The sequence below is a fragment of the Paenibacillus sp. O199 genome (genome assembly GCF_001636635.1).
Classification (GTDB): domain Bacteria; phylum Bacillota; class Bacilli; order Paenibacillales; family Paenibacillaceae; genus Paenibacillus; species Paenibacillus marchantiae.
In genome coordinates this window covers 176,019-200,473 of sequence record NZ_LGRP01000009.1, presented here as the reverse complement: position 1 = coordinate 200,473, position 24,455 = coordinate 176,019, and the positions used below count along the sequence as shown (strand labels likewise).

Here is a 24,455-nt window from a genome sequence, read left to right as displayed (position 1 = left end):
CCCGCCACAGTCGTGTACGCGTGCCCGATATGCAGTTTGTCACTCGGATAATAAATCGGTGTTGTCAGATAAAAAGTTTTTTGATCAGCCATAGATGACTTCTCCTCCTTCATATAGTCGTGCTTTTTCATTGCATTTGTCAAAAAAAGAACACAAAAAACTCCCGTCCCTGTATGGGACGAGAGTTGCTCTCACGTGTTACCACCCAAATTCCCCGTGCTTTTCACAAACCACAGGCTCTGCCGGTCCTTCGACCGCCCATTAACGCTGGATCACGCCTCAGCCTTACGACAGCCGTTCTAATCAACGTCTGCACGCTCGAAAGAGGTTCCTCCGGGACCATATTCCATCCTCCTCCCAGACCGGTTCTCAGCTCATCCGGCTCTCTGCACTGGGGGTGTGTCTGTACTTATCCCTTCACTGGAAATCATTATACGAAAAATATACTGAAATACTGCCTCCTTTGTCAAGTGGACAGCAATCTTAAATCAACTCAAACCTGCAAAAAACGACCATTGGATCGTTAATCGGATACCATCACAGACTTTTCAGCCTTCGGTGGCACCAGATCCACTCCGCCTGGATGAAACGGATGGCATTTCGCAATACGTTTTGCCGAAAGCAGTGATCCTTTGAACGCACCATGCACCTCAATCGCCTCCATCGCGTAAGCCGAGCATGTAGGATAGAAACGACATGTTGGCGGCTTCAATGGAGAGATATAGCTGCGATACACCCGAATGGGAGCCTGAACCAGTCTGCGAGATAACTTCATCGTCAGTGCTTCCCGTGAGTGTGCTGATGTCCGGATGACACTTTGGCTGGCACATGTTCGGCACAGTCCTTACAGTACCCGAAAACTTCAAATTTATGATCGACAACCTGAAATTGCTCAGGCGCATCTGCAAGCTGCATTGGGCAAAAAACGATTGGATATGTCTTCTGGCATTTCAGACAAATCATATGATGGTGATGGTGATCCTCGCTGCAATGTGCTCTGAACTTCACCCCATCTTCAAAGATGACCTGCTCCAGCACACCCAATTCTTGCATGACACGCAAATTCCGGTACACCGTGTCAAAACTCAGTCCGCTGTAAGTCTTACCCATATATTCATAGACGTCCTTGGGTGTCAAATACCCAGGGGATTCAGCAAATAACCGGGCCAGTGTCTTCCGCTGATCCGTAATGCGGAGCCCCTGCGAGGACATGGTAGTAATAATCTGTTCTGTCGACAGCATGATCTAATGCACCTCCTGTCATTCGAGCATTCTGCATAAATCCAAAGAGCGAATTCCTTTCAGCAATACTTAGTTCGAAATGGTTTGATTCGTCTAGGTATTGTACCCGTGAGCCTATGGAATCAAATTATGCAAATGCTGATACTTATGCTTGATTTATATACTACTAATAATGCCTTAAATGAAGTTCATAGTCAACGAACGAACCTGAGCCCGCCGCTGCTTCAGTCACAATTAAAAAGGACCCCATGAACATGGAGTCCTTTTCTGACGGTTCAGATGTTTAATCCTTCGGGCGACTTTTGGGGTGACAGGATTTATAGCATATAAGCTTTCACTCCAAACCGTCCGTTCCTGGTGAAAGGTGAAACAATTACTTCTCTGTCGGAAGAGGTGTGAACAGCAGGTTAACCGGCAAATTACTTCCCGGTGCTGCGGAGAACAGAATCGTTACACTTTGACCATAGGAACCTGTACGATAGAGTACACTTTGTTCATTTGGTGCGCTTACGGATTTGCCGTTCGAAATCTGAACAAGTTCTCCATTAACGAGCGCTACACCCGAGTATTTACCACCACGTGGGTTGAACGAGATCAATGTGCGTGGAGCCACATTGTTCAGTGTGATTTTGTACAGCACGCCAAAGTTACCCGCGTTGGAAGCATCTGTGTACGCCATTGGATCTGTCCCGACCAAATTCGGGTCACTTGCATTATCCCCCAGCGGCAAACGAGCAGGCTTCGAACCTACTTCTTGGTCATACGTAATGATACGGGTTGCATTCGGGTATGTTCCCCGGTTATGCACACCGTCACGATCCAGAACAGGCAGTGTGGACCATACAGCCATCGGATCTTTGCTTTCTTCAATCATGATAACGTTGTAATCCAGTTCATAATCGCTGAAGACATCCGAGTACAAGGAGATGACTTGACCCTGTTTCATAGGAAGAACACTCAAATCGGTCAGAATTAGCTTGCTCTCTCCAGGCTGGATGTACACTTTCTTTTGTCCTGTACCGTTCTGTATGGACTTGAACCAGCGATCAATGGACAGTTTACCTGCCGCAGTTGCTATTGGTGATGGACCTGCAAAACCCATGTTTTGCTGTTCAATGGATGCTGTATACGCATTGTTGTTTGTCGCAACAACATACATTTTCACGCTTTTACCTGTGTTGTTTACATGGTGAATCATGAAACGTGTTTGTCCAAAGGAAGATTCCTTATAAACAATACCTTCTGTATTAACGGTTTCCGGGCTGTTACTACGAATCAGCAAACTTGGCTCGTCGTAATAAGTGAAAGGTATTTTCTCCATCGATGGTACCCCACTACCATCGAAGCTGAACTTCTCACCTACTGGTGTAAACAACTGATTAAAATCAGACATGGTGTACAGCGTTTCACCTGTGATGTTAACCGTCTTGGTATAGCTGTTACTAGCACCATGTTTGTCCGTAACGGTAATTGTTACACTCTTAGGTCCCGGAACAAAGAATGCCAGAGCATTGTTTTCCCATTCAGTTTTCACAATGGCATTTTCATCATCGGTGCTTTGATCAATGTACGTGATCTTTTCACCCATTTTGTACTCTTCCTTGTCTGTCGTAAACATCGCTACAGGAGGGAGATTTAGTTTTTGTACCTGAATTGTTACAGCGTACGGGTCACTCCATTGTCCGCTCGAATCCTGGACAGCATACGTTACCGTATATGTACCTGGTTGGTCAAACGAATCCTGACGGCCAGTCCAACGCTCATCTACGATGTCCAGTCCCTTTGGAGAGCTCGATTTAGTGTTGTATGTTACCGTGTCTCCTGCAAAAATCTCTTTTTGTACCGTGAAGCTGGCTACCGGTTTGGAATTCAGGTTCAGTATAACAGTCTTGGCAGACTGATTAACTTTATAAGTAATGTTAAGTGCCTGAGTAATCGACGTCAGTGGCACCATGAACGTATTTTTTTGTTGATAGGCAGGGCCTTTCATCGTTCTCGATTCACCGTTAACGGTGTAAACGCTACTATTCGTTTTGAAGCGAAGTTCATCTTCGCCGCTAATAATAATGGTTTCTTTGGTTGTATTGTCATATTTCACTTCATAACCAACCCGATCAACCAGTGCGCGGATCGCTACATAAGATACTCCATTTTTAACAGCCATCGGCTGTCCGGCAAGATATGTTTTGCCGTCTTGCACCATTTTGTTGCTGTTCATATAAAGTGTCAGATCTCCGCCCTTACTTCCGGCTATAGATTGACCGCTTGTAGATGGTTGCTCAACTTCAACTGGAGCCGTTGGAACTGTTGTTTCCTCGCCTGCATCCTCTTCATCAGCAGGGTCTGTATTAGGGTCAACCGGAGTAACATCTGTACCTGTAGGTTCATCTGTTACCGGGTTTGTTCCTTCGACTGCATTATTATCAGACTGTTTTGAATCTGACCCGGACTTTACATCCGATTCCGCGATCGTTTGTTCTTTCTTCACAACCTCCACGGATTTAACATTGGCTGTATTTGTTGTTGTTGTATCACTTTGATCGGCTGCTAGTGCATTCGCTGGAATCGCTGCAAACGCTTGGAATACAGCTAAAGCGGTAAGTATGGATAATTTCTTCTTCAAATTCATTCTTTGTCTTTGGCTCCTTCTGCTCCCATTTTATAAATATCCCCCTCAAAAAGTCATACTATTAGACGCTTACTACCGGGAAAAGTTGCTAAAAATATTTGATAAGAATTGTAAACATTTAATAGAGCGAAAATACTATGAAAATAGTTATCTATTACACGTTCGACTTGGAGTGCAATCTGTATTAAAATCTGCCGCAAATCACAATAAAAAAATCCCTGCAAGACATGGTTGAATAAGCACCATGCCACAGAGAGATTTAGAGATTTAGAATTTGCTAACGCAAACTGACAGGCAAGCGTCCTGTTGGCTGCAATTCACCTGTTAAGACGAGAGACAAAGCACGAACCACTGCAGGAGTGTTCTCGTACGTACATATATAACTTCCCGGCGTCGGAATCTCCAATAGATCATATGGATTACGCAGAGCGACTACAATCAGGGAATACTTCTCACTAAGTTTTTGAACCAAATGATGTTGCCCTTTCGGAAGATGGCCTGCGGAAGTGTAAGTACATACGATGATTTGATCTTCCTCCGAAACATTCTTCAGTATCTCGTCCGCTTCATTATAAGACGGCTGTGTCGTTATTTTGTGCTCCCGAACTCCGGCTCTAAGCTGCGATAACGCCACGCCAAGTGAATCTGTGTGAGACCATGGTTCATCCACTTCTGTCCGTTGCACAACTTCAGGCCAGATGACATAGACATTCTTCTCAGGGTCTAAGGGAAGCAATCCATCATTCTGAACCACAGTAATGCTATTGGAGGCAATCTCATCCAATCTGGATTCGATGGAGGCCAACGACCTTGATGACTCATCCTTCTCTTTTTTTGAGAACATGATCCCATCCTCATCAAATCCATCCGATACAGCATCATCCTTTTCCATGGAGACAAACGTATGCTCCCACTGACCACAACGCGCTGCCTTCCATGAAATAATACGTTCCAATGCCTGGTTAATGGTGCCTTCATCCACTCGTCCAGTACGAACGGCTTCCACAACGGCTTCCACAGCAGAGACTTGATCTTGCAATGTGTGACTGACCAGAATTAGATCAGCACCTGCCTCCACGGCACGAATAGCTGCTTCGGCCACACCATATGGCTTGGATATCGCATGCATTTCCAGACAGTCTGTAATAATAATGCCGTCAAAGCCCATTTCCTCGCGTAACAGCCCCGTCAACACTTTACGGGACAATGTAGCTGGAATCGGCTCCGGTTCAATCGCCGGGAAGATGACGTGAGCAGTCATGATGGCATCCACTCCGGCCTCAATAGCGCGATGGAACGGCAGAAGTTCCACCTCATCCAGCCTGTTACGTTCATGAGGTACAGTGACCATACCGAGATGTGAATCCACCGCTGTATCTCCATGTCCGGGAAAATGTTTGGCTGTTGCAGCAACGCCTCGGGATTGATATCCTTTGATGGCTGCTGCACCGTGAGAAGCTACGCTCTCCGCATTCTCGCCATAGGAGCGCACGCCGATGACCGGGTTAAGAACGTTATTATTCACATCCAACACTGGAGCGAGGTTCATATCGATACCGATGCTTTTTAACTCTTGACCTAGAATCTGCGCGCATTCAAGGGTATAGTCCGGATTCCCCGTTGCTCCAAGCGCCATGTTTCCAGGTACCTGGGTCACACCCTCTTTGTCAATCCGGGCCACCATCCCGCCCTCCTGATCCACGGAGATCATCAGAGGTAAATCCCCGGCTTCAGCGGCAATTGCTTGCAAGTCGGTAGACAGTCGATTGATCTGGTCTACACTCTCCACATTCCGTCTGAAATAAATGACGCCTCCGACATGATAATCACGGATCAGTCGATGGACCTGTTCATCCGCATGCTGTCCATGGAATCCACACATAAACATCTGTCCTACCCGCTGTTCCAACGAAAGCTGATCGATCGAATTCATACGCATGCTTTCCTCCCCATTATGAACCTGCTCTTTGGTTTGACCTGAATTCTGATGGTTTCATGTGAAAATGTTTATGGAACACTTTGGAGAAATATCGCCGCTCCTTATACCCCGTTGCTTCTCCAATGGCTGTAATACTCCATTCCGTTGTACTTAATAATAAGGCTGCGCTCTCCATCCGCTTATGGGTCATATATTCAACAAAGGTTACGCCCATCTGGTTTTTGAAAAGCTGACAAAAGTAACCCGGACTGATGCCCAGCCAATCAGCTACCTCATCAATCCCCAGATCACATTCCAGTCTGGCGTTCATATACTCGCACGCAGAACTGATCAACTCAGACACAGAAGGGCGAGGTACACTTTTCTTATCATGACAAACATGAGCAAGCGCCTCTGCCAGTTCGATTAATTCCTTAATGGAGGTTGCTGAATGCAATGCACTCCAGAAGTGCATTTCGTCTTGTTCAGCCATGACATGTACTTCGCGCAATTCACGAAGCATATGTACAAGCAGAAAACGCAGGCTGTTTTCGGCTACGCCATCCAGCGCACTCTTATGCTCGCTCATCCGATGTTTGAGCATAACGAGCAAGTCAATCAATCCCTGTTTATTTCCCTGTCTGATCCAGCGAGTGATCAAGTCCAAATCCTCTTTTGTAATCCACATCGTTGCCCTTCTGGAAGGTTCTTTGGTTGACTCTATTAAGTAATCAGCAGAATCTTTTCCCAACTCATCGCTGCGCTGATTAGAATCATTCATGATCAGCAAACGCTGACAGTGCCGGTATCGCTCAGCCATCTGATCATCCAGTTTCACAGGCATAACATCCTGAATGACCCTTGTCTTCATACCTAAACCGGGCTCAAATGTCGAATCTAATTCCATCTGAACCTGTTGAGCCAATGCATCTACCCGCAGTCTCCATTCATCTGATGCCTCCACCAACATACACCATTCTCCCTTACGGGCAGAAATCAGCAGAGTTCCTTCACAGATCCGGTCTGTAATTTCCCTAAGCCTAGAACGGATCATTCCATGCCAGCTTTGGTGCCGGGTCCCAGACCATCCGATCGAATGCTTAAAATACCCCGAAACATCGATAAGTAGCAGGATATACCGTAACGAGGATGCATGTTGTTCAGGGGAAGAAGGAGGAAAAGAAAATAACGAATCTTCCTCTTTTCGCATCAGGTCAATGATATGTTTGTGCTTTACCCATACTTCCATCTCAGATTTGCGGTGACGTTCAGCCTCCACTTCCAACCGTTTCTTCTGAATCTGACTAGCAAGCTCACGCAATTTATGTTCCAGATCCAGGTAATCGATTGGCTTGCATATGTATTCATGGACATTGTAACGGATGGCCGTACGGGCATACTCGAACTGCTGATATCCTGTCAGCAAAATAATCTCACAAGTTTCACCTTGTTCCCGTAATATTCGAATCAGTTCCAGACCATCCATGGAGGGCATACGAATATCACATAACATGATGTCAGGGTGGCATTCTGCAACTTTGTCCAGTGCTTCTGACCCACTTCTAGCCGTACCCACAATTTCAATGCCCATGTCTTCCCATGGCAAAATAAAACTCAAATTCTCCAAAATCGGCAGCTCATCGTCAACCAGCAACGCGGTTAGATTCATTCATCTTCCCCCTGCTCATATTGTGGAATAATACATTGAATGATGGTGCCATGTCCCGTTGATGAACATATAAACACCCCGTATCCGGCCCCATATTGAATCCTTATCCGATCTGCAACACTTCTTAAACCCAGCCCTCGACGCTCTGCCATTGAAGACAGTGGCTTCGTTCCCTCAGCCATGATGTATTCAGGTGGGTCTTCTGCCATATATTCGAATCGGGCCAACATTTCCTGGGGAATACCGATCCCATTATCCTCAACTCGCAGCACCAGGTTATTCCGTTCCACAAATGCACTGATCCGAAGTACACCCTGATATTCAATTCCCTCGAACCCGTGCTGAATACTATTTTCCACAAGAGGTTGGAGGGTAAGTTTGAGCATAGATGAAGTGTACAGATGAGATGGAATATCGATCTCATACCGAAACAAATCACTGAACCTGTAATGCTGGATCTCAAGATAACTCTGCAAGTGCCTTAACTCCTCACTGAGCGAAATCTCCTCCTGATCCTGAATACTGATGCGCAGCATATTGCCAAGACGTGTCACCATTTCACTTACTTTACGCCCTTCTCCCCTCATGGCTAGTCCGTTAATGGATTCCAGCGTATTAAATAGAAAATGAGGTTTGATCTGGGCTTGAAGCACGCGCAGTTCTGCCTTGGCCTTCTGTTCCTGCTCAGCACGCACACGTCGGAACAGACCTCCGATCCGATCCAGCAATTCATTGAACCCTTGGGCGAGTAATTGCATCTCGTCAAAGCCACTTCCTTCGACCCGGGCATTAAAATCCCCGTCATCTACACGCCTCATGAATCGCACGAGTACCGCAATATTGCCGGTAATCCGGTTCATGAAGAACACATTGAAAACCATCGCAGCAAGCAGACACAGCAGAATGATAATAATCGACCAGCCTGCGAACACATTCGTCTCTGCCGATAATGCTTCCCATGAAGCGACACTGACCAGGCTCCAGTTATAGTTTTTCAGATGATATTGTGAAATGATGCTTTCACTGCCATCGAACACTGCTCTGGTGCTGCTGAACCCCGGTCCGTAAATTCCAGATCGCACACCCAGATTTTCCATCTTCTCTCCGCTGTAACGTCCGGAAGGATCGTATACGATCAGACCCTCTTCGTTGATCAGTAGGAACGAAGTTTCCTGTGCAGGATCACTTACTTGCAAATGACGGAAGATGCGGTCCATCTCCCCTTTTTTAATCTGAACGACAAGGACCCCAATATTCTGAAAATAACTGAGTTCCTTGACTAACCGAATCTGAGTAAAGACAGGCTCTACGCCCGTCAGTTCAGGATATTCCAGAGGGGCCAGCCATTTGGGCACGCCGTTGAGTTCCTGGATTTCTTTGAATATTGGATGAACTTTAAATTGTTGAAAAGGAAGCGCTTGAAAATTTTCTTTCGTAAATATAGAAACTATCTGGTTATCCTGAGACGAACGCGGACGCAAATCATACAAGAAGGCATAACTAATGAACGGGTAGTTGTATAAAAGGGAACGGAAATTACGCTGGCTGGCATTCAGCGACAATTGATTACCGATTCCAAGATCCTGTTTGCTCGGATCTTTGGCGTTCAAAGCCATCTGGAATACCGAAGTGGCAATGCCATTGTCCGTGACATTGTTGATCTGCTGAAAAACATTCTCGATATTATAGCTAATCGCCTGGAGTGCATATTCAGACTGCTGATTGTATTTTTTCTCAATCGTATGTGATGTGACCAAGAACATGCCGATTCCAAGCGTGCACATCGGTACAATGATGAGCAACAGAAATGCCATGGCCAGCTTCATCCGCAAGTTCATTTCCCGTTCTCCCTATATAACGCATCGTTAATTAACCTTTAACACTACCTGCTGTTACGCCTTCAATGATTTTCTCCTGCAATATGGCGTAGATTACAACAACCGGTACAACACTGTATACAATGCCTGCTGACATCTGGGCATAGTTCATTTGATACTGATCACGAAACTGGACCATGCCGACAGGCAGTGTACGCAGTTTATCGGTGGATAAGAAATAGTTGGCGAGTAAAAATTCGTTCCAGTTGCCGAGGAAATTCACGATAAACACCGTAACAATGGCTGGAACTGTAAGGGGTATCACTATTCTAGCAAAGATACCCGGAGCCCTCAACCCATCCATAACCGCGGCTTCCTCAATTTCTCCAGGGAGCGACCGCATAAAAGCAGCCAAAATAATAATCGTGAACGGAATTGCATTCGCAACATAAGGAATGATCAGCGCCAAATGAGTATCCAAAATGCCGAGCTTGCGGACAAGCAAATAAATCGGCAGCATGAGCGCATTGTTTGGAATCAGCATGCCCGCCAGAATGAGGCTGTACAGTAACATGCTCCATTTGCGGTGTCTCATCCGCGTTATAGCAAAAGCAAACATGGCACCAAGCACAATCGTTCCGACTGAGGACAAGACCGAAATGTACATACTGTTCCAGAAATACGTACCAATCTTGGCATTTACCCAAGCCTCCACGTAGTTATTAAACACCCAAGTGGAGGGCAGACCGAACGGATTCAATGCAATTTCGTTGTTATCCTGCTTGAATGAAGAAAAGATTACGAATAAAAAGGGAAACAGAATCGCAAGTAGATACAACATTAACAAAACATGAGGTATACTGCCTTTTATGTTCTTTACCATCAATATTCCACCCTTTCGTTGCGTCTCGCCACCAGCAACTGATATACCGCGGTGAGCACAAGCGTCAGAGCAAAGATCAGAACCGCAATCGTATTGCCATAACCGTATTTAAAATTGGTAATCGCGTATTTGATCATATACGTGGCAAGCACTTCGGTAGAGCCTGCAGGTCCACCTTTGGTCATAACCAGAACAATATCAGCTGCTTTCATCGCCCCGGCAATGGATAACATGATGACGACGGAAATGATAGGTCTGATAAGTGGCAATGTAATTTTGAATGCTCTTTGTACGGCTGTTGCTCCATCGATGGCTGCCGCTTCATCCAGATCCTTGGGAATAGCCAGAATGGCCGCCAAAACCATGACAATATAGAATCCCGTCCACTGCCAAGCATTGGTTACGAGAATGGATATCATTGCGAACCGATTATCGGATAGCCAATAGACCGGCGAAATACCTACGGTTTCAAGTAACTGATTCAACAGGCCGATGTTAGGCTCATAGATGAATCCCCACAGAATACCGATGACTGCCGTTGACATAATGGACGGCAAAAAGACGGCTGTTTTGTACAATCCCTTCAATTTCTTTACATTCGCAATGAGCAGGGAAAACAGCACAATGAGAGGCACCTGGATCAAAACAGAAAATGCGATAAAGAAACCGTTATTGCGAGTTGAAATCCAAAAACGTTCATCTGTCAATGCTTTTGCATAGTTGGACAGTCCCACAAAACGCGGCTCTGCGGATACACCGTTCCAACTGGTCAGACTGTAATAGAGTGAACTGCCGATAGGATACAGGAAAAACATGATAAACAAGATCAGTGCCGGCAACACAAACAACGTATAGATCAGCGGGCTGCGGAGTGAAGTATTCATGATCTACCTCCTTCAGTGACTTCAACTTCTTATGCTCATATATAGAGCAGATTCCTCAGCAGTGTAATTCTTTAGATAGGACCAAGGGTTTTACCCCGGCAGTGTTCCAACCGGGGTAAACCAGCATGGTGTTAGCAGGTACGTTTCTTTGCTTGATAGATCGCTTATTCTACTGAAGCATTAGCCTCTTCCTGAACCTTTTGCAATTCTTCGGCCATTTTCTCTGGCGTAGTCTGTCCACCAACCAGCTTCTGAATTTGCAGGTTGCCGATCTCTGTCGTAACATCAGCTTGAACGAGTGCATCAAACGCCGGGAAAGAAGTCTGCGATGCATTCAGAACAGCTACGATTTCTTTCATTAAATCGTCGGTGATGCTGTCAGTCAGCACTTTTTCATCCAGTTTCATCGCTGGTAACACACCGTCTTCTACGAGCCCACGTACTTGCATATCTTCGTTGTAGAAGTTTTTGATAAAGGCTTTAACAGCCGCCAACTTCTGCGGGTCATCCGCAGCCGCTGCAGAGAAACCGTATCCATTATTGACATCACGCATCAGGGCTGTCTGATCTCCTACACCGTTCTCTACCGGAGGCATATTGAAGAAACCAACTTTGCCAATGAGCGACTCCCCGCTCTGTCCTTCCTTGAATACAGACGATTTCCACGTTCCGTCATACATCAGAATCGCTTCACCGCTCGTAAATTGAGTTGTATATTCAGCATATTCATAACCAAGCTCGCCTTTTTTGAAGTAACCTTTATCCACCCATTCCTTATGCTTCGCGAATCCTGCGACAACGCCTGGATCAGTCCACTTGGCTTCGCCTGTAGCAAACTTCGCCGTAATATCAGGTCCAGCGTAACGGGACCACAGATGGTTCGTTAACATGAGTGGAACCCAGCCTGCTTTGGAAGCAGAAGCAAGTGGCACCTTGCCATCAGCCTTGATCTCAGCGAGCATATTATCCAGCTCAGCCATTGTTGAAGGCGCTTTCCAACCTTTTTGCGTAAAATACTCTTTATTGTAGAAGAATCCTTCACCCGATCCCCCAATAGGCAGTCCGTACACTTTGCCTTCATAGGTGAATGGTTCAAGCGATGAAAATTGGTCCTGAATGCCCAGCTCTTGCAAGATCGGCGTGAGATCCAACAACATGCCTTCTTTAGCATATACTTTGGAGTCTGGACTACCGAACAATTCGAAGATATCCGGCGGATTGCCTGCTGCCATCTCACCACGAAGTTTCTCCTTACGGTTTACATCGGATTCAACTCCGTCCAGTGTAAAGGTCAGGTTGGGTACTTCGCTCTCCACTTTGGCCACAACGTCCTGCAGAATGGCCAGCCTTTTTTGTTTGTCGGCACCCACCTGAGTGTGACGGAGAAGCATCTCAACCGGTTCCTTGCTTGGCTCCGCAGGCGTATTGCCTGCTCCCTGTTGTGGTTCGTTAGTTGAGCTCGAACAACCTGCCAATGTCCATGATGTGATAAGCAATAATGAAAGCAGTAATGTCATTCCTTTTTTCATTCGTATGACCCCCCTCAAGATATTGAGCATTTGGCTTTACACTCTGATTATAAAAAGTTGTAGCTTACATCGTAAGGATGACAATTCATCAATGGAGGGATAAAATCCTTCACTGGACAAATAATCTTGCATTTACAATTGATAACAGCAAAAAAACAGCCCCTGCGAAACATGTTCGCAAAGACTGCTTGGTTGGAAGATCTGTATATAAATGTTTACTTATTGGAGCAAGTCATGCCCGCTGTTTCCGTACGACCTTGTTCAATCAGGCGATACGCACGCTCTACTTCCTCATCACTTGGAGAAGGAACTCCATCGAGCGGATAGGCTTTCCCCAGCGCCTGCCATTTGTAAATACCCATCTGATGATAAGGCAGAATTTCGAACTTCTCGACTCCATTTAGCGTTCCAATAAACCGCCCCAGATTGAGCAAGTCCTCTTCCTCATTGTGAATCCCTGGCACATACACGTGGCGAATCCACATTTTTCGTCCATTGTCCGATAACCATTGTGCGGTGCGCAATGTTCTCTCGTTGGATTTGCCTGTCAGCTTGATATGTTTCTCATCATTGATGTGCTTCAGATCCAACAAAACCAGGTCCGTGTTATCTAACAATTCATGAATCCGATCCGGTTCATTGAAACCGTTGCTGTCCAGCGTAGTATGCAATCCCCAGCGGCGTTTCGCCTCTTTGAAAACTTCGGCTACAAAATGAGCCTGTAATGTTGGCTCCCCGCCGGATACCGTAAGTCCTCCGCCGGAACTGCGATAGTAGGACAGGTATGGCTCGATTTCAGCCAATACCTCCTCCACGCTCATTTCCCTGCCACCATCCAGTGCCCATGTATCCGGATTGTGACAATACTGGCATTTGAGCAGACATCCCTGCATAAAAAGCACGAAGCGGATGCCTGGGCCGTCAACCGTCCCGAAAGTTTCGAGTGAATGAATATGTCCATTAACCATGCTGCCTCTTCCTTTCTTTATCGCATCCGCTGTGCGTTTAATATAGAGGTTCTATTCCTTTGAACCGTTGAGTTAAGCCCAAGTTACATCGAACCGTGGAAGGTCCGGTTAATGACATCGAGTTGTTGCTCACGTGTCAGTTTGATGAAGTTAACCGCGTAACCGGATACCCGTACTGTCAGCTGCGGGTAGTTTTCCGGGTGATCCATCGCGTCAATCAACTGCTGGCGATCAAATACGTTCACGTTCAGATGGTGTGCCCCTTGACCAAAATAACCGTCCATCATGGCAACCAGATTGGATTTACGTGTGTCTGACTCTTTTCCGAGTGCTTTAGGCACGATGGAGAATGTGTTAGAGATCCCGTCAAGGCTGTGTTCGTACGGCAATTTGGCTACTGAGCCAAGGGATGCCAGTGCACCTTTTTTGTCCCGACCATGCATTGGATTCGCTCCTGGTGCAAACGGTTCGCCTGCTTTACGGCCATCCGGTGTTGTACCTGTTTTCTTGCCGTACACTACGTTCGATGTGATCGTCAGTACAGACTGTGTTGGGATCGCATTACGATACGCTTTGTGTTTACGAATCATGCCCATGAAGCTTTCCACCAGTTCAACTGCGATACTATCGACACTGTCTTCATTGTTACCGTAACAAGGGAAGTCGCCTTCAATTTCAAAATCAATTGCTATGCCTTGTTCGTTGCGGATCGGTTTGACTTTCGCATACTTGATGGCACTCAGAGAGTCTGCTGCAACCGAGAGGCCAGCAATACCACAAGCCATCGTACGTACGATGTCGCGGTCATGCAGGGCCATTTCAATACGCTCATAGCTGTATTTGTCATGCATGTAGTGAATGACGTTGAGTGAGTTCATATACAGTTTGGCGAGCCATTCCATCATCGGTTTGAAACGTTTCATAACTTCATTGTACTCCAGCACTTCGCTTGTGATCGCCGGATATTCAGGTCCAACTTGTGCTCCCGATTTCTCATCACGACCGCCGTTGATTGCATACAGCAATGCTTTTGCCAGGTTCGCACGAGCACCGAAGAACTGCATTTGTTTCCCGATCTTCATCGCAGATACACAGCAAGCAATACCATAATCTTCTCCATAGATCGGACGCATCAGATCATCATTTTCATACTGGATGGAGCTCGTTTCGATGGATACTTTCGTACAGTATTGTTTGAACGCTTCCGGAAGCTTGGTGGACCAAAGTACAGTAAGATTCGGCTCAGGTGCAGGACCAAGGTTGTTCAAAGTGTGCAGGAAACGGAAGCTGCTTTTCGTAACACGGGTTTCTCCATTTACGGACATGCCACCGATGGATTCAGTTACCCATGTTGGGTCTCCACTGAACAATTCATTATAATCCGGCGTACGCAGGAATTTGACGATCCGCAGTTTCATAACAAAATGGTCAACCAGTTCTTGAGCCTGTTCTTCAGTTAGCAAGCCTTCTTGCAAGTCACGTTCAATGTAAATATCAAGGAACGAAGAAACACGTCCGAGCGACATCGCCGCACCATTTTGCTCTTTAATCGCAGCCAGGTAACCGAAGTAGAGCCATTGGAACGCTTCTTTTGCGGTTGTGGCTGGCAAAGAAATATCGAAACCATGCATTTCACCCAGTTGTTTCAACTCTTGCAATGCACGAATCTGTTCGGACAGTTCTTCGCGGAGGCGAATGACATCTTCATCAATCACATCGACTTCAAGTGCATTCAGCTCACCTTTTTTACCTCGAATCAGGAAGTCCACGCCGTACAGAGCTACCCGGCGATAGTCACCGATGATCCGGCCACGGCCGTAAGCATCAGGCAGACCGGTAATAATCCCTGCTTTACGTGCTGCACGCATTTCAGATGTATAAGCATCAAATACGCCCTGGTTATGTGTTTTACGGATGTTCGTAAATATATCAATGACGCCTTGAGGCATTTCAAAACCATAAGCTTCACAAGCATCAATCATCATGCGAATTCCACCGAATGGCTGAATGGAACGTTTGAATGGAGCATCTGTTTGAACACCAACAATCTGTTCTTTGGATTTATCCAGATAACCTGGTTGGTGAGAAACAATCGTTGCTGGCGTGTTTACGTCAACATCAAGTACCCCGCCGTTATCGCGCTCTTTTTTGGTCAAATCGGATACGATATCCCATAACTCTTTCGTATTCTGAGTTGCACCTGCAAGAAATGCTTCGTCGCCATAGTAAGGTGATAAGTTGCGTGCCAGAAAATCATTCACATCTACGGATTTCGTCCATGTTCCTTTGGTAAAGTTTCTCCAGCCTGTTTGTTGTTTGACATCTTTTTCGATCACCGACATAGTAATCCCTCCACAAATTTGGATTTCCGGACACATGACAGGATGCTTCACTCGTCTCATCTGTGCCCAGAGCCGCGATTAATGTGATAAATTTCACATGTGAGCCGGAACATGTTCTCTCTACTTGGGAACCGGAACCGCGGATGAATGTTTTTCTTACATTTTCAGTATACGTCTTCGTTCTTTCATCATCTGTGATTTTTATCACAAAGTTTGTGACCATCCTCACTCCACCTGTGCTGTGTCATGGTGAACCCTGCAAATTCACACTTAGCCACTGCGCGGACAGAACAACTTCCGATCGCTGTTATCCCCGGATTTTTTTGATTTTATTTTTCAAAGGGTAAAATACGGGGATAGAGGCGAACGCTTCGCTTCTTCAGTTTTTTCTGCCCTCTCCGTTATGGTATGAATACCTGGTTCAAAAAGTAACATCACGGATTCCGTGTAACCTCTTTTAAAAAAGACAACTGCAAAGATTACGTTTTACCTTTTTTTACTGGAAAGACGGCAATCGGGGCTCCCCTTTCGGGGAACCCTGACTATCTGCCTTAATCCTGCTGTTGTGCTTTAGTTGTTATTCAAACTTGCCATAGAATGCGTTGCGATACACATCTGCCAGTTCAGTCACTAGCGGCAGTTTTGGATTGGCTGTTGTACATTGGTCCTCGAATGCGCGGTCTGCCAGATAATCGACATGTGCCTCAAAGTCTTTGGCATCGAATCCGATTTCCTGGAACGACTCTTCAATACCCAATGTTTTGTTCAGTTTGCGAATGGCATTAATGAGGCTGGTAACCCCTTCTTCTGTCGTACGTGCAGGCAATCCCAGAATGCGGGCAATTTCCGCATAACGCTCATCTGCAACAAAGTGCGAATATTTCGGGAACGATGCAAACTTCGTCGGTTTTTTCGCATTGTAACGAATGACGTGTGGCATCAGGATCGCATTGGTACGTCCATGTGCGGTGTGGTACTGACCGCCCCATTTGTGTGCCAAGCTGTGGTTAATGCCCAGGAACGCGTTGGCAAAAGCCATACCGGCAATCGTTGAAGCGTTATGCATTTTCTCACGAGCCAATTTGTCACCTTGCAGCGCTGATTGCTCGAGGTATTGGAATACCAGTTGAATCGCTTTGATCGCGAGTCCATCCGTGTAATCATTCGCCATGACGGATACATATGCTTCAATGGCGTGAGTCAATACGTCCATACCTGTATCCGCAACAGCGGTTTTAGGCAGAGAGTATACGAATTCCGGGTCTACAATGGCTACGTCTGGTGTTAACTCGTAGTCTGCCAGTGGATATTTCGTATTGCCTTGATTTTTATCTGTAATAACTGCGAACGATGTTACTTCCGAACCTGTGCCCGAAGTTGTCGGGATCGCTACGAATTTCGCTTTCACGCCAAGACGTGGATATTTGTAGATCCGTTTGCGGATATCCATGAATTTTTGCTTCAAATCATTGAAATCCGTGTCAGGATATTCATAGAACAGCCACATCGCTTTGGCAGCATCCATCGGTGATCCCCCGCCGAGAGCGATAATGCAGTCTGGCTGGAAGCGGCGCATCATTTCCGTACCGCGGTCTACCGTTGTTGTGGATGGATCGGGTTCGACATCAGAGAACACTTCAATGGCTACTGGCATTTGACGCTGACGCAGATAGTGCTCTACTTTTTCCACATAACCGAGTTTGACCATCATGGCATCCGTAATAATGGCTACGCGTGTGATGTCCGGCATTTTGGCAAGATACTGTGTTGCACCTTTTTCGAAGTAGACTTTATTCGGCACTTTGAACCACTGCATATTCACGGTACGGCGAGCCACCCTTTTCACGTTGATTAAGTTTACAGCGGTTACGTTGGAAGAAGTCGAGTTACGTCCATACGATCCGCAGCCCAATGTCAGTGACGGCATGTTGGTGTTATAGATGTCACCGATGGCGCCGTGTGTGGATGGCGAATTCACGATAATCCGTCCGGTTTGCAGGCGATCTGCGAATTTGCTAATGACTTCTTCGTTCGTCGAATGAATAACAGAGGAGTGACCCATGCCGCCAAAAGCAACCACTTCTGCTGCACGCTCAATCCCTTCAGCTGCCGTTTTCACTTTGTAACAAGCCAGTACCGGGCTTAGTTTTTCAGCCGACAACGGGAATTTTGTACCTACGCCTTCAATCTCGGCTACAAGAATTTTGGTGTTAGCAGGGACCTCGATGCCGCACATTTGCGCAATGCTCACTGCAGATTGACCAACAATCGCCGGGTTCACCGCACATTTCTCAGCATTAATCGCACCTGCGGTCAGTTTCGCTGCCTCATCCTTGTTGACGAAGTAACAGCCGTTCGCGATCATTTTCTTTTTCACCTGATCGAAGATCGGTTCTTCGATGATGACTGCTTGCTCGGAAGCACAAATCATGCCGTTATCGAACGATTTGGACAAAATCAGATCCGTTACTGCTTGATTGATATCTGCGCTTTTCTCAATGAAGCAAGGTACGTTCCCTGGCCCTACGCCCAGTGCTGGTTTACCACAGCTGTATGCCGCCCGTACCATACCTGATCCGCCTGTTGCCAGAATGAGCGCCACATCATTATGATTCATCAGTGCGTTTGTGCGATCCATGGAAGGATCATCAATCCACTGGATACAATCCGCTGGAGCACCATGCTTCACTGCAGCATCAAGCAGGATTTTGGCTGCTTCCCGGCTACAGTTCTGTGCAGATGGGTGGAAACCGAAGATGATTGGGTTACGCGTTTTGATGGAAATCAGTGCTTTGAACATCGTGGTGGATGTCGGATTCGTTACCGGGGTAATCCCCATGATGATGCCGACAGGCTCCGCAATTTTCTGGAAGCTTTCGTACTCGTTATCTTCGATAACCCCTACTGTTTTGTCATATTTTATGCTATGATACACATATTCTGTTGCAAATATATTTTTGGTGATTTTATCCTCATACACACCCCGGCCTGTTTCTTCCACGGCCATTTTGGCGAGCATCATATGTTTGTCCAGACCTGCCAGCGCCATCGCTTGCACGATTCGGTCAATCTGTTTCTGATCCATGGACATGAATGCTGCATGTGCTTTATTCGCTTTGTCAATTAACGTTTGAATATACTGACCTGCTGTCGGTTCTTTTACTGGGGCGACTTCGTTCTTTACAGCCATCTCCCTCATCCTCCTAAAGGTTCGTATTGGTTTGTCTCTCTTCTTTACATTCACATCGTACCATGGGGAAAGAGTTAATTATGTGATTTTTTTCACAAAGTATAACAAATTTAATTTAAGTTTTTTAGTGTCTCTCACTTAGCCATTTACACTTCCTATTTAAACTATAGGGCTGTCAGATTCATCCTCTCCTTTCGAAAGTGAATTTAATCACAATGTTTGAAATTTCGCCATTTTTGCCCCCTTTCCACGCCCCTCAAACGGCAAGATAAGGTATATACTGAACTTAAAAATTGAACCACCGCAATTTGTACCGTCCTTCCCGGCCGAGAGATGACCCTGATCAGGACGGCAACGGTTTGCGGCGAACCACGGGGGCCAGTCCAAGCTGCAGAAGGCCGTCCGATGGACACAAAGGGGAGATAGACTTATGAGAGAACAACTGAGTGTACTGGAAAAACGAGGAAATACCAACTGTTTCTCGGAAGCGAATTTCAACCATCTGCTCGTAACGATGAAGGACAGAACCTATCCGGAAGGAACCCATCTGTATTGGGAGGGGGATGTCTCTGACAAACTTTATTATATGAAACGAGGCCGTGCTCAGATCACCAAATCCACGGATGAAGGCAAGGAATTGATTATGTACATGTATCAAGCCGGTGATATGATTGGGCAGGCTGATCCGTTCTTCGGATCGAAACACAGCTTTTCGGCGGAAGTGCTGGAGGATAGTGAGATCGGCGTACTGGAGCATAAAGACCTGGAAATGCTGATCTGCCAACACTGTGACTTTGCGATCGACTTTATGAAATGGATGGGTATCCATCACCGGTTAACCCAAACCAAATTCCGTGATCTGATGTTATATGGCAAACCGGGCGCACTCTGCTCCACGCTGATTCGATTGTCCAATTCCTACGGCGAGCCCCATGGAGAGCATGTCATGATTCATAAAAAAATAACACACACGGATCTGTCCAATATGATTGGAGCGACCCGTGAAAGTGTCAACCGCATGTTAAGCGATTTGCGTAAAAAAGACGCCATTGAATACGATAACGGCATGATTGTCATCAAGGATCTGCACATGCTCCAGGGCATCTGTCACTGTGAATTATGTCCTAACGAGATTTGCCGAATCTGACGCTTTTCCCATCTTGTAAAACTTTTGATACGCAAATGAAAAAAGCCCATCTTCTATAACGAAGATTGGGCTTTTGTTATGCTTAAGATACAGTAGTCAACTCGAGCTTTACTGCATCACGTGGATTCAATTTCATGTCCAAACCGTTTTCCATCAGTTCCTTATCATTCACCATGATCATCCAGCGTTGGTTCATCCGGGGAATTACATTTTCAACGGAAACAACGAATTTGTTGTTCTCCGACATTCTTACAATCCCACTGGACTTCAATACATCACGCACAGTACATTCCTGAACATACACCCCGGCATATTGACGATTGAGATTTGGCATAATATTTCCACCGCTCACCTTGAGTAATGTTGTTTGGTAAACAACATCGTCTCCCCCACTGTCAGCGGCTTTTACATATATGATCACTTCATCTTTGACATGAAGCTCCATGTCCCAATTTTCCGGGTCAATATCCTTGCCATTCAGTTTGACCGCCCAGCTAAGTGAGGAGTCCAGAGAAACTTCCCCCACGGATTGGATCCGCTTGCCATCTGCTGTAAAATCGACAAGTCCACTGTTCAATAGTGCTTTCTTGAGCGTCAGACCTTCACTAAAATCTCTCTTAATGGACTTCGTTGCGTCAGGCAAAAAAGTACTGCCATCCACTGCCACAGTAATAGTATTCTGCGATTCGGTCTCTTTGACGATTGGCTGTTCGGAAGGCTGTGTCTCGCTACACCCGGCTAATATAACCAGAATAAGCAGACATATACCTATGTAACCGGGGATTCTCTTCTTCATGTAGGTAACACCACCCTGCGTAAAATCATTCACCCTGTTGTCCATAACCTCTATTATGGCACAAAATTCATGCAAAAAAAGTGTCAATGCCGTTACTTTTCATCCAGCAGCGTCCATAACTGGTTTGTACAACACAAAGAGCCTGCAAGCAGGCCCTTTGGCTCCTAATTATTATTAAGGTCTATTAAGTAGCATGTTTACTGAACACAAGCCTGCATGTAGGTACGGCCTCCGTCTCCATCCTTCAGATACGGGTTGAGCCCAAAGAACTGTTCCTCCGACACATAGACGCCTGTCAGCAAACGCCCTTCAAGTAATCCACCATCCACCTGTACACAGAACGAAGGTGCATCCACATATTCCTGGTAGAGCGGAATCTGACCCGATGATTGGTGTACCTTGGATACCTTGCCTTGCTCGTGCAGCGGCCGTTCAGAGAAATAGGTAGGTACAATATAACGGGCAATCACATCCAGCTCTTGTACAGTGTAGAAGGTGTCATCACCCAGCCAAGGCGCAAGCATGCGGATCTTCTCATATTGTGACCATACAATCGCCTGAATCAGCATCTCCGCTTTAACAAAACGCCCTTCGCCCACATCCAGATACACACGTTCTTCATGAACGTTGGCTTCGGCCTGAACCCCGATGGAATCGGGTTGTCTCAGTTCACATCCAATACATTTCCAGCCTCTTGCTGTCTGAATCCATTTTTGCAGTACCGCCGGAGCCATTACCTGACCATTGCTATTCGTGGAATGAGTCTTCTCTCCTGCAACATCATCCTTAACCGACGGGGAATATGAGGTTCGTTTAAATAGCTCCGCAGCTTTTTTGTAGATTAAATGTACCTGGATGGATGCGCTCTCAAGTTCTGCAATATCTTGCTTGCCGTAGCGTACTTCACGGGATAAGCTTTCTTCTCTCATGACAAGTGGCCTCCTCGCTCCGGCCGCCTGCGGCCATTTTATTTACAATTATACTACAACTCGCGACAACATGTGCAGGACCCTTAAGACAAAAACTCCTGATTTCCACTGGAAATCAAGAGCCTTTATCCCATCAGTTCACTTAGTTTGAGCCGGGGAAGCTGTTACTACTCAACCCACTGCTCTGCCCAGTCTTGAATTTGATTCATAACGGGCTGTAGCGCCTTGCCTTTCTCTGTCAGTTCATATTCAATACGAACTGGCGTCTCCGGATAGACATGACGGATCAGAATTCCTTCGCTTTCCAGATCTTTCATCCGTTCTGACAACATCTTATCACTCATCGATGGAATCAGGTTGGAGATATCCTTGAACCGCTTCGAACCACTCATCAACGTTTGAATAATCAAACCGTTCCAGCGCTTACCCAAGAAAGAAAACGCCGTCTCAAAGCGCGGACACATCCGCAGATCTTGGCCTTCCACATTAATCACCTCTTTAGAGATCACTCAACTTACGTTTAGTTAGTATATTTCATAATAACATATTTAAGTCTCAAAGAAAACGTCTGCCGCTAAAAAGTTAAAATTTTAGGGGCATAACTCAACTTCGATGATACAACTCAGTATACATCACATGGGACAACGGAACCATGGGAAAATATCGTCTAACTCCCATGTAGCTATCTTACCCAAAAAGAACCCAGCTGCCACAGTCATACTTGACTTGGAGAAGGGTTCTTTGGTATATCGTTTATTTTATCCGTTCATACAGCCAATTTGCAGCTTAAACCAGCACGTTACCAAGTGATCTTACAGGCTCGCTGAAGCCAAATTCCGGCTTAACGTTGCGCGTAGGATATGCCCACTTCACTCCATTGCTGATCACTTTTAAAATTTCCGGATTGTAGAAGGTCGGGTATGTTTCATGACCTGGACGGAAATAGAAGATTTTTCCTGAACCACGGAGGAACGTGCATCCGCTTCGGAATACCTCTCCGCCTTGGAAATTACTTACAAACACCAGTTCATCCGGTACTGGAATATCGAAGAATTCTCCGTACATTTCTTCTTTTTCCAGAATGATCTTGCTATTGATTCCCTCGGCAATCGGATGGGACGGATTCACACACCAGATAATCTCCTGCTCATTAGCTTCACGCCATTTCAGATCACAACTTGTGCCCATCAGCGCTTTGAATGGCTTGGAGAAGTGACCAGAGTGCAGCACAATCAACCCCATACCATCCAGGACTCGCTGTGCAACCTTCTGTGTAATCTCGTCGCTCACACGCTCATGCGCCATATGTCCCCACCATATAAGCACATCTGTCGAATTCAGCACCTCATCACTTAATCCATGCTCAGGCTGATCCAGTGTTGCAGTGCGAATGGCAAAGCCTTCGCCTCCCAGCCCGTTTGCCAACGCCATGTGCAAACCGTCAGGGTAGACTTCTTTTACTTCATCATGAATTTTCTCATGGACAAATTCATTCCAAATGGTGACGTTAATCATATTCAATTTCCCCCTAGTGTAACTCTAAACCCACCACATATCTCCCAGCGGCTCTTCAATCAATACTTGTTGGAGATTTTGCACAGCTTTAGAGAATCCTTCTTCTACCGACATCAGACCATCTTCGTGTTCAATACTTACGACATAATCATATCCAACCAGACGCAGAGCACTAATAATATCAGCCCAAGTCTTGTTATCGTGACCATAACCGACCGAGCGGAATTGCCAAGCACGATCAAGCATGTTTGTATAATCCTGCATATCCGTTACACCATATTTGTTCACGTTAATTGGATCAATAGTTGTATCTTTCGCATGGAAGTGATGAATCGCGCCTTCACGTCCCAGAATGTGGATCGCTTGCACCGGATCAATACCTTGCCACCACATGTGGCTCGGGTCCAAGTTAGCGCCAATCACTTCGCCTGCTGCTTCACGCAATCTCAGCAAGGTAGCTGGTGTATGCACAGAGAATCCACCGTGCAGTTCCAGTCCCACTTTCACATTGTGATCTGCAGCGAATTTGCCCCACTCTGTCCAGTAAGGGATAACTTTGTTGTCCCATTGCCATTTAAGAACTTCCTGGAAGTCATTCGGCCATGGTGCAACAGGCCAGTTCGGATATTTGGCATCCTCATGGTCTCCCGGACAACCGGAGAATGTGTTTACAACAGGCACTTCCAGTTTCTCAGCCAGTTCTACCGTCTTAACGAAATCATCGTGGAATCCTTTCGCAATATCCTTTTGTGGATGAAGTGGGTTACCGTGACAGCTCAGTGCGCTGATGGTCAGACCGCGAGATTCTACTGCATTTTTGAAGTTTTTCAATGCTGTCGGGTTGCTCAGAAGCTCATCCGGTTTACAATGAGCATTCCCTGGATGTCCACCAGTTCCGATTTCTACTGCTTTCAAGCCTTTGGATGCAACATAGTCAAGTGCATCCTCCAATTTACGTCCTCCGAATAGTACCAAAAATACGCCGAGTTTCAAGTGC

18 protein-coding genes are annotated in these 24,455 nt (G+C 46.1%); 1 reads left to right on the top strand and 17 read right to left on the bottom strand.

Annotation, left to right across the window (positions count from 1 at the left end; all coding sequences use genetic code 11):
• Window positions 1–523 precede the first annotated feature (523 nt).
• The 12 genes from yidD to adhE all read right to left on the bottom strand — a co-directional run bounded on the left by yidD (window position 524) and on the right by adhE (window position 19,071).
• Window positions 524–775 (bottom strand): membrane protein insertion efficiency factor YidD, encoded by a 252-nt coding sequence (gene yidD, locus A6049_RS16345; protein ID WP_063565678.1) that lies wholly within the window; start codon window positions 773–775, stop codon window positions 524–526.
• 2 nt (window positions 776–777) lie between these two features.
• On the bottom strand, window positions 778–1,242 hold the full coding sequence (locus A6049_RS16340; protein WP_063565677.1) for a Fur family transcriptional regulator: 465 nt from the start codon (window positions 1,240–1,242) through the stop codon (window positions 778–780).
• A gap of 373 nt (window positions 1,243–1,615) precedes the next feature.
• Window positions 1,616–3,871: a stalk domain-containing protein gene (locus A6049_RS16335; RefSeq protein WP_063565676.1), complete on the bottom strand. Its 2,256-nt coding sequence runs from the start codon at window positions 3,869–3,871 to the stop codon at window positions 1,616–1,618.
• A 277-nt stretch (window positions 3,872–4,148) separates the two neighbouring features.
• Window positions 4,149–5,810, bottom strand: a complete 1,662-nt coding sequence (gene nagZ, locus A6049_RS16330) for a beta-N-acetylhexosaminidase (RefSeq protein WP_063565675.1) — start codon at window positions 5,808–5,810, stop codon at window positions 4,149–4,151.
• Between the two features lie 13 nt (window positions 5,811–5,823).
• Complete coding sequence (locus A6049_RS16325; RefSeq protein ID WP_063565674.1) at window positions 5,824–7,458, bottom strand: response regulator; 1,635 nt, start codon at window positions 7,456–7,458, stop codon at window positions 5,824–5,826.
• Window positions 7,455–9,296 carry a cache domain-containing sensor histidine kinase gene (locus tag A6049_RS16320; protein ID WP_063565673.1) on the bottom strand — a complete coding sequence of 614 codons (1,842 nt, stop codon included), beginning with the start codon at window positions 9,294–9,296 and terminating at the stop codon, window positions 7,455–7,457. Before A6049_RS16320 ends, A6049_RS16325 begins: the two co-directional genes overlap by 4 nt.
• A 31-nt stretch (window positions 9,297–9,327) precedes the next feature.
• Window positions 9,328–10,158, bottom strand: coding sequence for a carbohydrate ABC transporter permease (locus A6049_RS16315; RefSeq protein ID WP_063565672.1), 831 nt, complete (start codon window positions 10,156–10,158; stop codon window positions 9,328–9,330).
• The gene (locus A6049_RS16310; RefSeq protein WP_063565671.1) at window positions 10,158–11,042 is read right to left on the bottom strand and encodes a carbohydrate ABC transporter permease; all 885 of its coding nucleotides are present in this window, start codon (window positions 11,040–11,042) and stop codon (window positions 10,158–10,160) included. Before A6049_RS16310 ends, A6049_RS16315 begins: the two co-directional genes overlap by 1 nt.
• Before the next feature lie 164 nt (window positions 11,043–11,206).
• Window positions 11,207–12,571 (bottom strand): extracellular solute-binding protein, encoded by a 1,365-nt coding sequence (locus tag A6049_RS16305; RefSeq protein ID WP_063565670.1) that lies wholly within the window; start codon window positions 12,569–12,571, stop codon window positions 11,207–11,209.
• 215 nt (window positions 12,572–12,786) lie between these two features.
• A complete protein-coding gene (pflA, locus tag A6049_RS16300; protein WP_063565669.1) occupies window positions 12,787–13,539 on the bottom strand; it encodes a pyruvate formate-lyase-activating protein in 753 nt (250 codons plus the stop codon).
• Window positions 13,540–13,622: 83 nt separating this feature from the next.
• Window positions 13,623–15,881, bottom strand: coding sequence for a formate C-acetyltransferase (pflB, locus tag A6049_RS16295; RefSeq protein ID WP_063565668.1), 2,259 nt, complete (start codon window positions 15,879–15,881; stop codon window positions 13,623–13,625).
• A 577-nt stretch (window positions 15,882–16,458) separates the two neighbouring features.
• A complete protein-coding gene (adhE, locus tag A6049_RS16290; RefSeq protein WP_063565667.1) occupies window positions 16,459–19,071 on the bottom strand; it encodes a bifunctional acetaldehyde-CoA/alcohol dehydrogenase in 2,613 nt (870 codons plus the stop codon).
• A gap of 430 nt (window positions 19,072–19,501) precedes the next feature.
• Between adhE and A6049_RS16285 the strand changes: the two genes are divergently transcribed.
• The gene (locus tag A6049_RS16285) at window positions 19,502–20,218 is read left to right on the top strand and encodes a Crp/Fnr family transcriptional regulator (RefSeq protein WP_063565666.1); all 717 of its coding nucleotides are present in this window, start codon (window positions 19,502–19,504) and stop codon (window positions 20,216–20,218) included.
• 82 nt (window positions 20,219–20,300) lie between these two features.
• Here A6049_RS16285 and A6049_RS16280 read toward each other — a convergent pair whose 3' ends face one another.
• The 5 genes from A6049_RS16280 to A6049_RS16260 form a co-directional block, all read right to left on the bottom strand.
• A complete protein-coding gene (locus A6049_RS16280) occupies window positions 20,301–21,014 on the bottom strand; it encodes a hypothetical protein (RefSeq protein ID WP_063565665.1) in 714 nt (237 codons plus the stop codon).
• Between the two features lie 197 nt (window positions 21,015–21,211).
• Window positions 21,212–21,943, bottom strand: coding sequence for a hypothetical protein (locus A6049_RS16275; protein ID WP_063565664.1), 732 nt, complete (start codon window positions 21,941–21,943; stop codon window positions 21,212–21,214).
• 167 nt (window positions 21,944–22,110) lie between these two features.
• The gene (locus A6049_RS16270) at window positions 22,111–22,407 is read right to left on the bottom strand and encodes a winged helix-turn-helix transcriptional regulator (RefSeq protein ID WP_148661829.1); all 297 of its coding nucleotides are present in this window, start codon (window positions 22,405–22,407) and stop codon (window positions 22,111–22,113) included.
• Window positions 22,408–22,729: 322 nt separating this feature from the next.
• On the bottom strand, window positions 22,730–23,458 hold the full coding sequence (locus A6049_RS16265) for a ThuA domain-containing protein (RefSeq protein WP_063565663.1): 729 nt from the start codon (window positions 23,456–23,458) through the stop codon (window positions 22,730–22,732).
• A gap of 24 nt (window positions 23,459–23,482) precedes the next feature.
• The gene (locus A6049_RS16260; RefSeq protein ID WP_024631039.1) at window positions 23,483–24,451 is read right to left on the bottom strand and encodes a sugar phosphate isomerase/epimerase family protein; all 969 of its coding nucleotides are present in this window, start codon (window positions 24,449–24,451) and stop codon (window positions 23,483–23,485) included.
• Window positions 24,452–24,455: the final 4 nt, after the last annotated feature.

What these genes read in the sequence shown, in the direction of transcription:
- A6049_RS16280 (WP_063565665.1), bottom strand. Translation starts at nt 21,014, where the DNA reads ATGAAGAAGAGAATCCCCGGTTACATAGGTATATGTCTGCTTATTCTG.
- A6049_RS16285 (WP_063565666.1), top strand. Translation starts at nt 19,502, where the DNA reads ATGAGAGAACAACTGAGTGTACTGGAAAAACGAGGAAATACCAACTGT.
- A6049_RS16335 (WP_063565676.1), bottom strand. Translation starts at nt 3,871, where the DNA reads ATGAATTTGAAGAAGAAATTATCCATACTTACCGCTTTAGCTGTATTC.
- A6049_RS16320 (WP_063565673.1), bottom strand. Translation starts at nt 9,296, where the DNA reads ATGAACTTGCGGATGAAGCTGGCCATGGCATTTCTGTTGCTCATCATT.
- pflB (WP_063565668.1), bottom strand. Translation starts at nt 15,881, where the DNA reads ATGTCGGTGATCGAAAAAGATGTCAAACAACAAACAGGCTGGAGAAAC.
- A6049_RS16325 (WP_063565674.1), bottom strand. Translation starts at nt 7,458, where the DNA reads ATGAATCTAACCGCGTTGCTGGTTGACGATGAGCTGCCGATTTTGGAG.
- A6049_RS16275 (WP_063565664.1), bottom strand. Translation starts at nt 21,943, where the DNA reads ATGAGAGAAGAAAGCTTATCCCGTGAAGTACGCTACGGCAAGCAAGAT.
- A6049_RS16340 (WP_063565677.1), bottom strand. Translation starts at nt 1,242, where the DNA reads ATGCTGTCGACAGAACAGATTATTACTACCATGTCCTCGCAGGGGCTC.
- A6049_RS16270 (WP_148661829.1), bottom strand. Translation starts at nt 22,407, where the DNA reads ATGTGTCCGCGCTTTGAGACGGCGTTTTCTTTCTTGGGTAAGCGCTGG.
- A6049_RS16305 (WP_063565670.1), bottom strand. Translation starts at nt 12,571, where the DNA reads ATGAAAAAAGGAATGACATTACTGCTTTCATTATTGCTTATCACATCA.
- adhE (WP_063565667.1), bottom strand. Translation starts at nt 19,071, where the DNA reads ATGGCTGTAAAGAACGAAGTCGCCCCAGTAAAAGAACCGACAGCAGGT.
- A6049_RS16315 (WP_063565672.1), bottom strand. Translation starts at nt 10,158, where the DNA reads ATGGTAAAGAACATAAAAGGCAGTATACCTCATGTTTTGTTAATGTTG.
- nagZ (WP_063565675.1), bottom strand. Translation starts at nt 5,810, where the DNA reads ATGCGTATGAATTCGATCGATCAGCTTTCGTTGGAACAGCGGGTAGGA.
- A6049_RS16310 (WP_063565671.1), bottom strand. Translation starts at nt 11,042, where the DNA reads ATGAATACTTCACTCCGCAGCCCGCTGATCTATACGTTGTTTGTGTTG.
- A6049_RS16265 (WP_063565663.1), bottom strand. Translation starts at nt 23,458, where the DNA reads ATGATTAACGTCACCATTTGGAATGAATTTGTCCATGAGAAAATTCAT.
- pflA (WP_063565669.1), bottom strand. Translation starts at nt 13,539, where the DNA reads ATGGTTAATGGACATATTCATTCACTCGAAACTTTCGGGACGGTTGAC.
- yidD (WP_063565678.1), bottom strand. Translation starts at nt 775, where the DNA reads ATGAAGTTATCTCGCAGACTGGTTCAGGCTCCCATTCGGGTGTATCGC.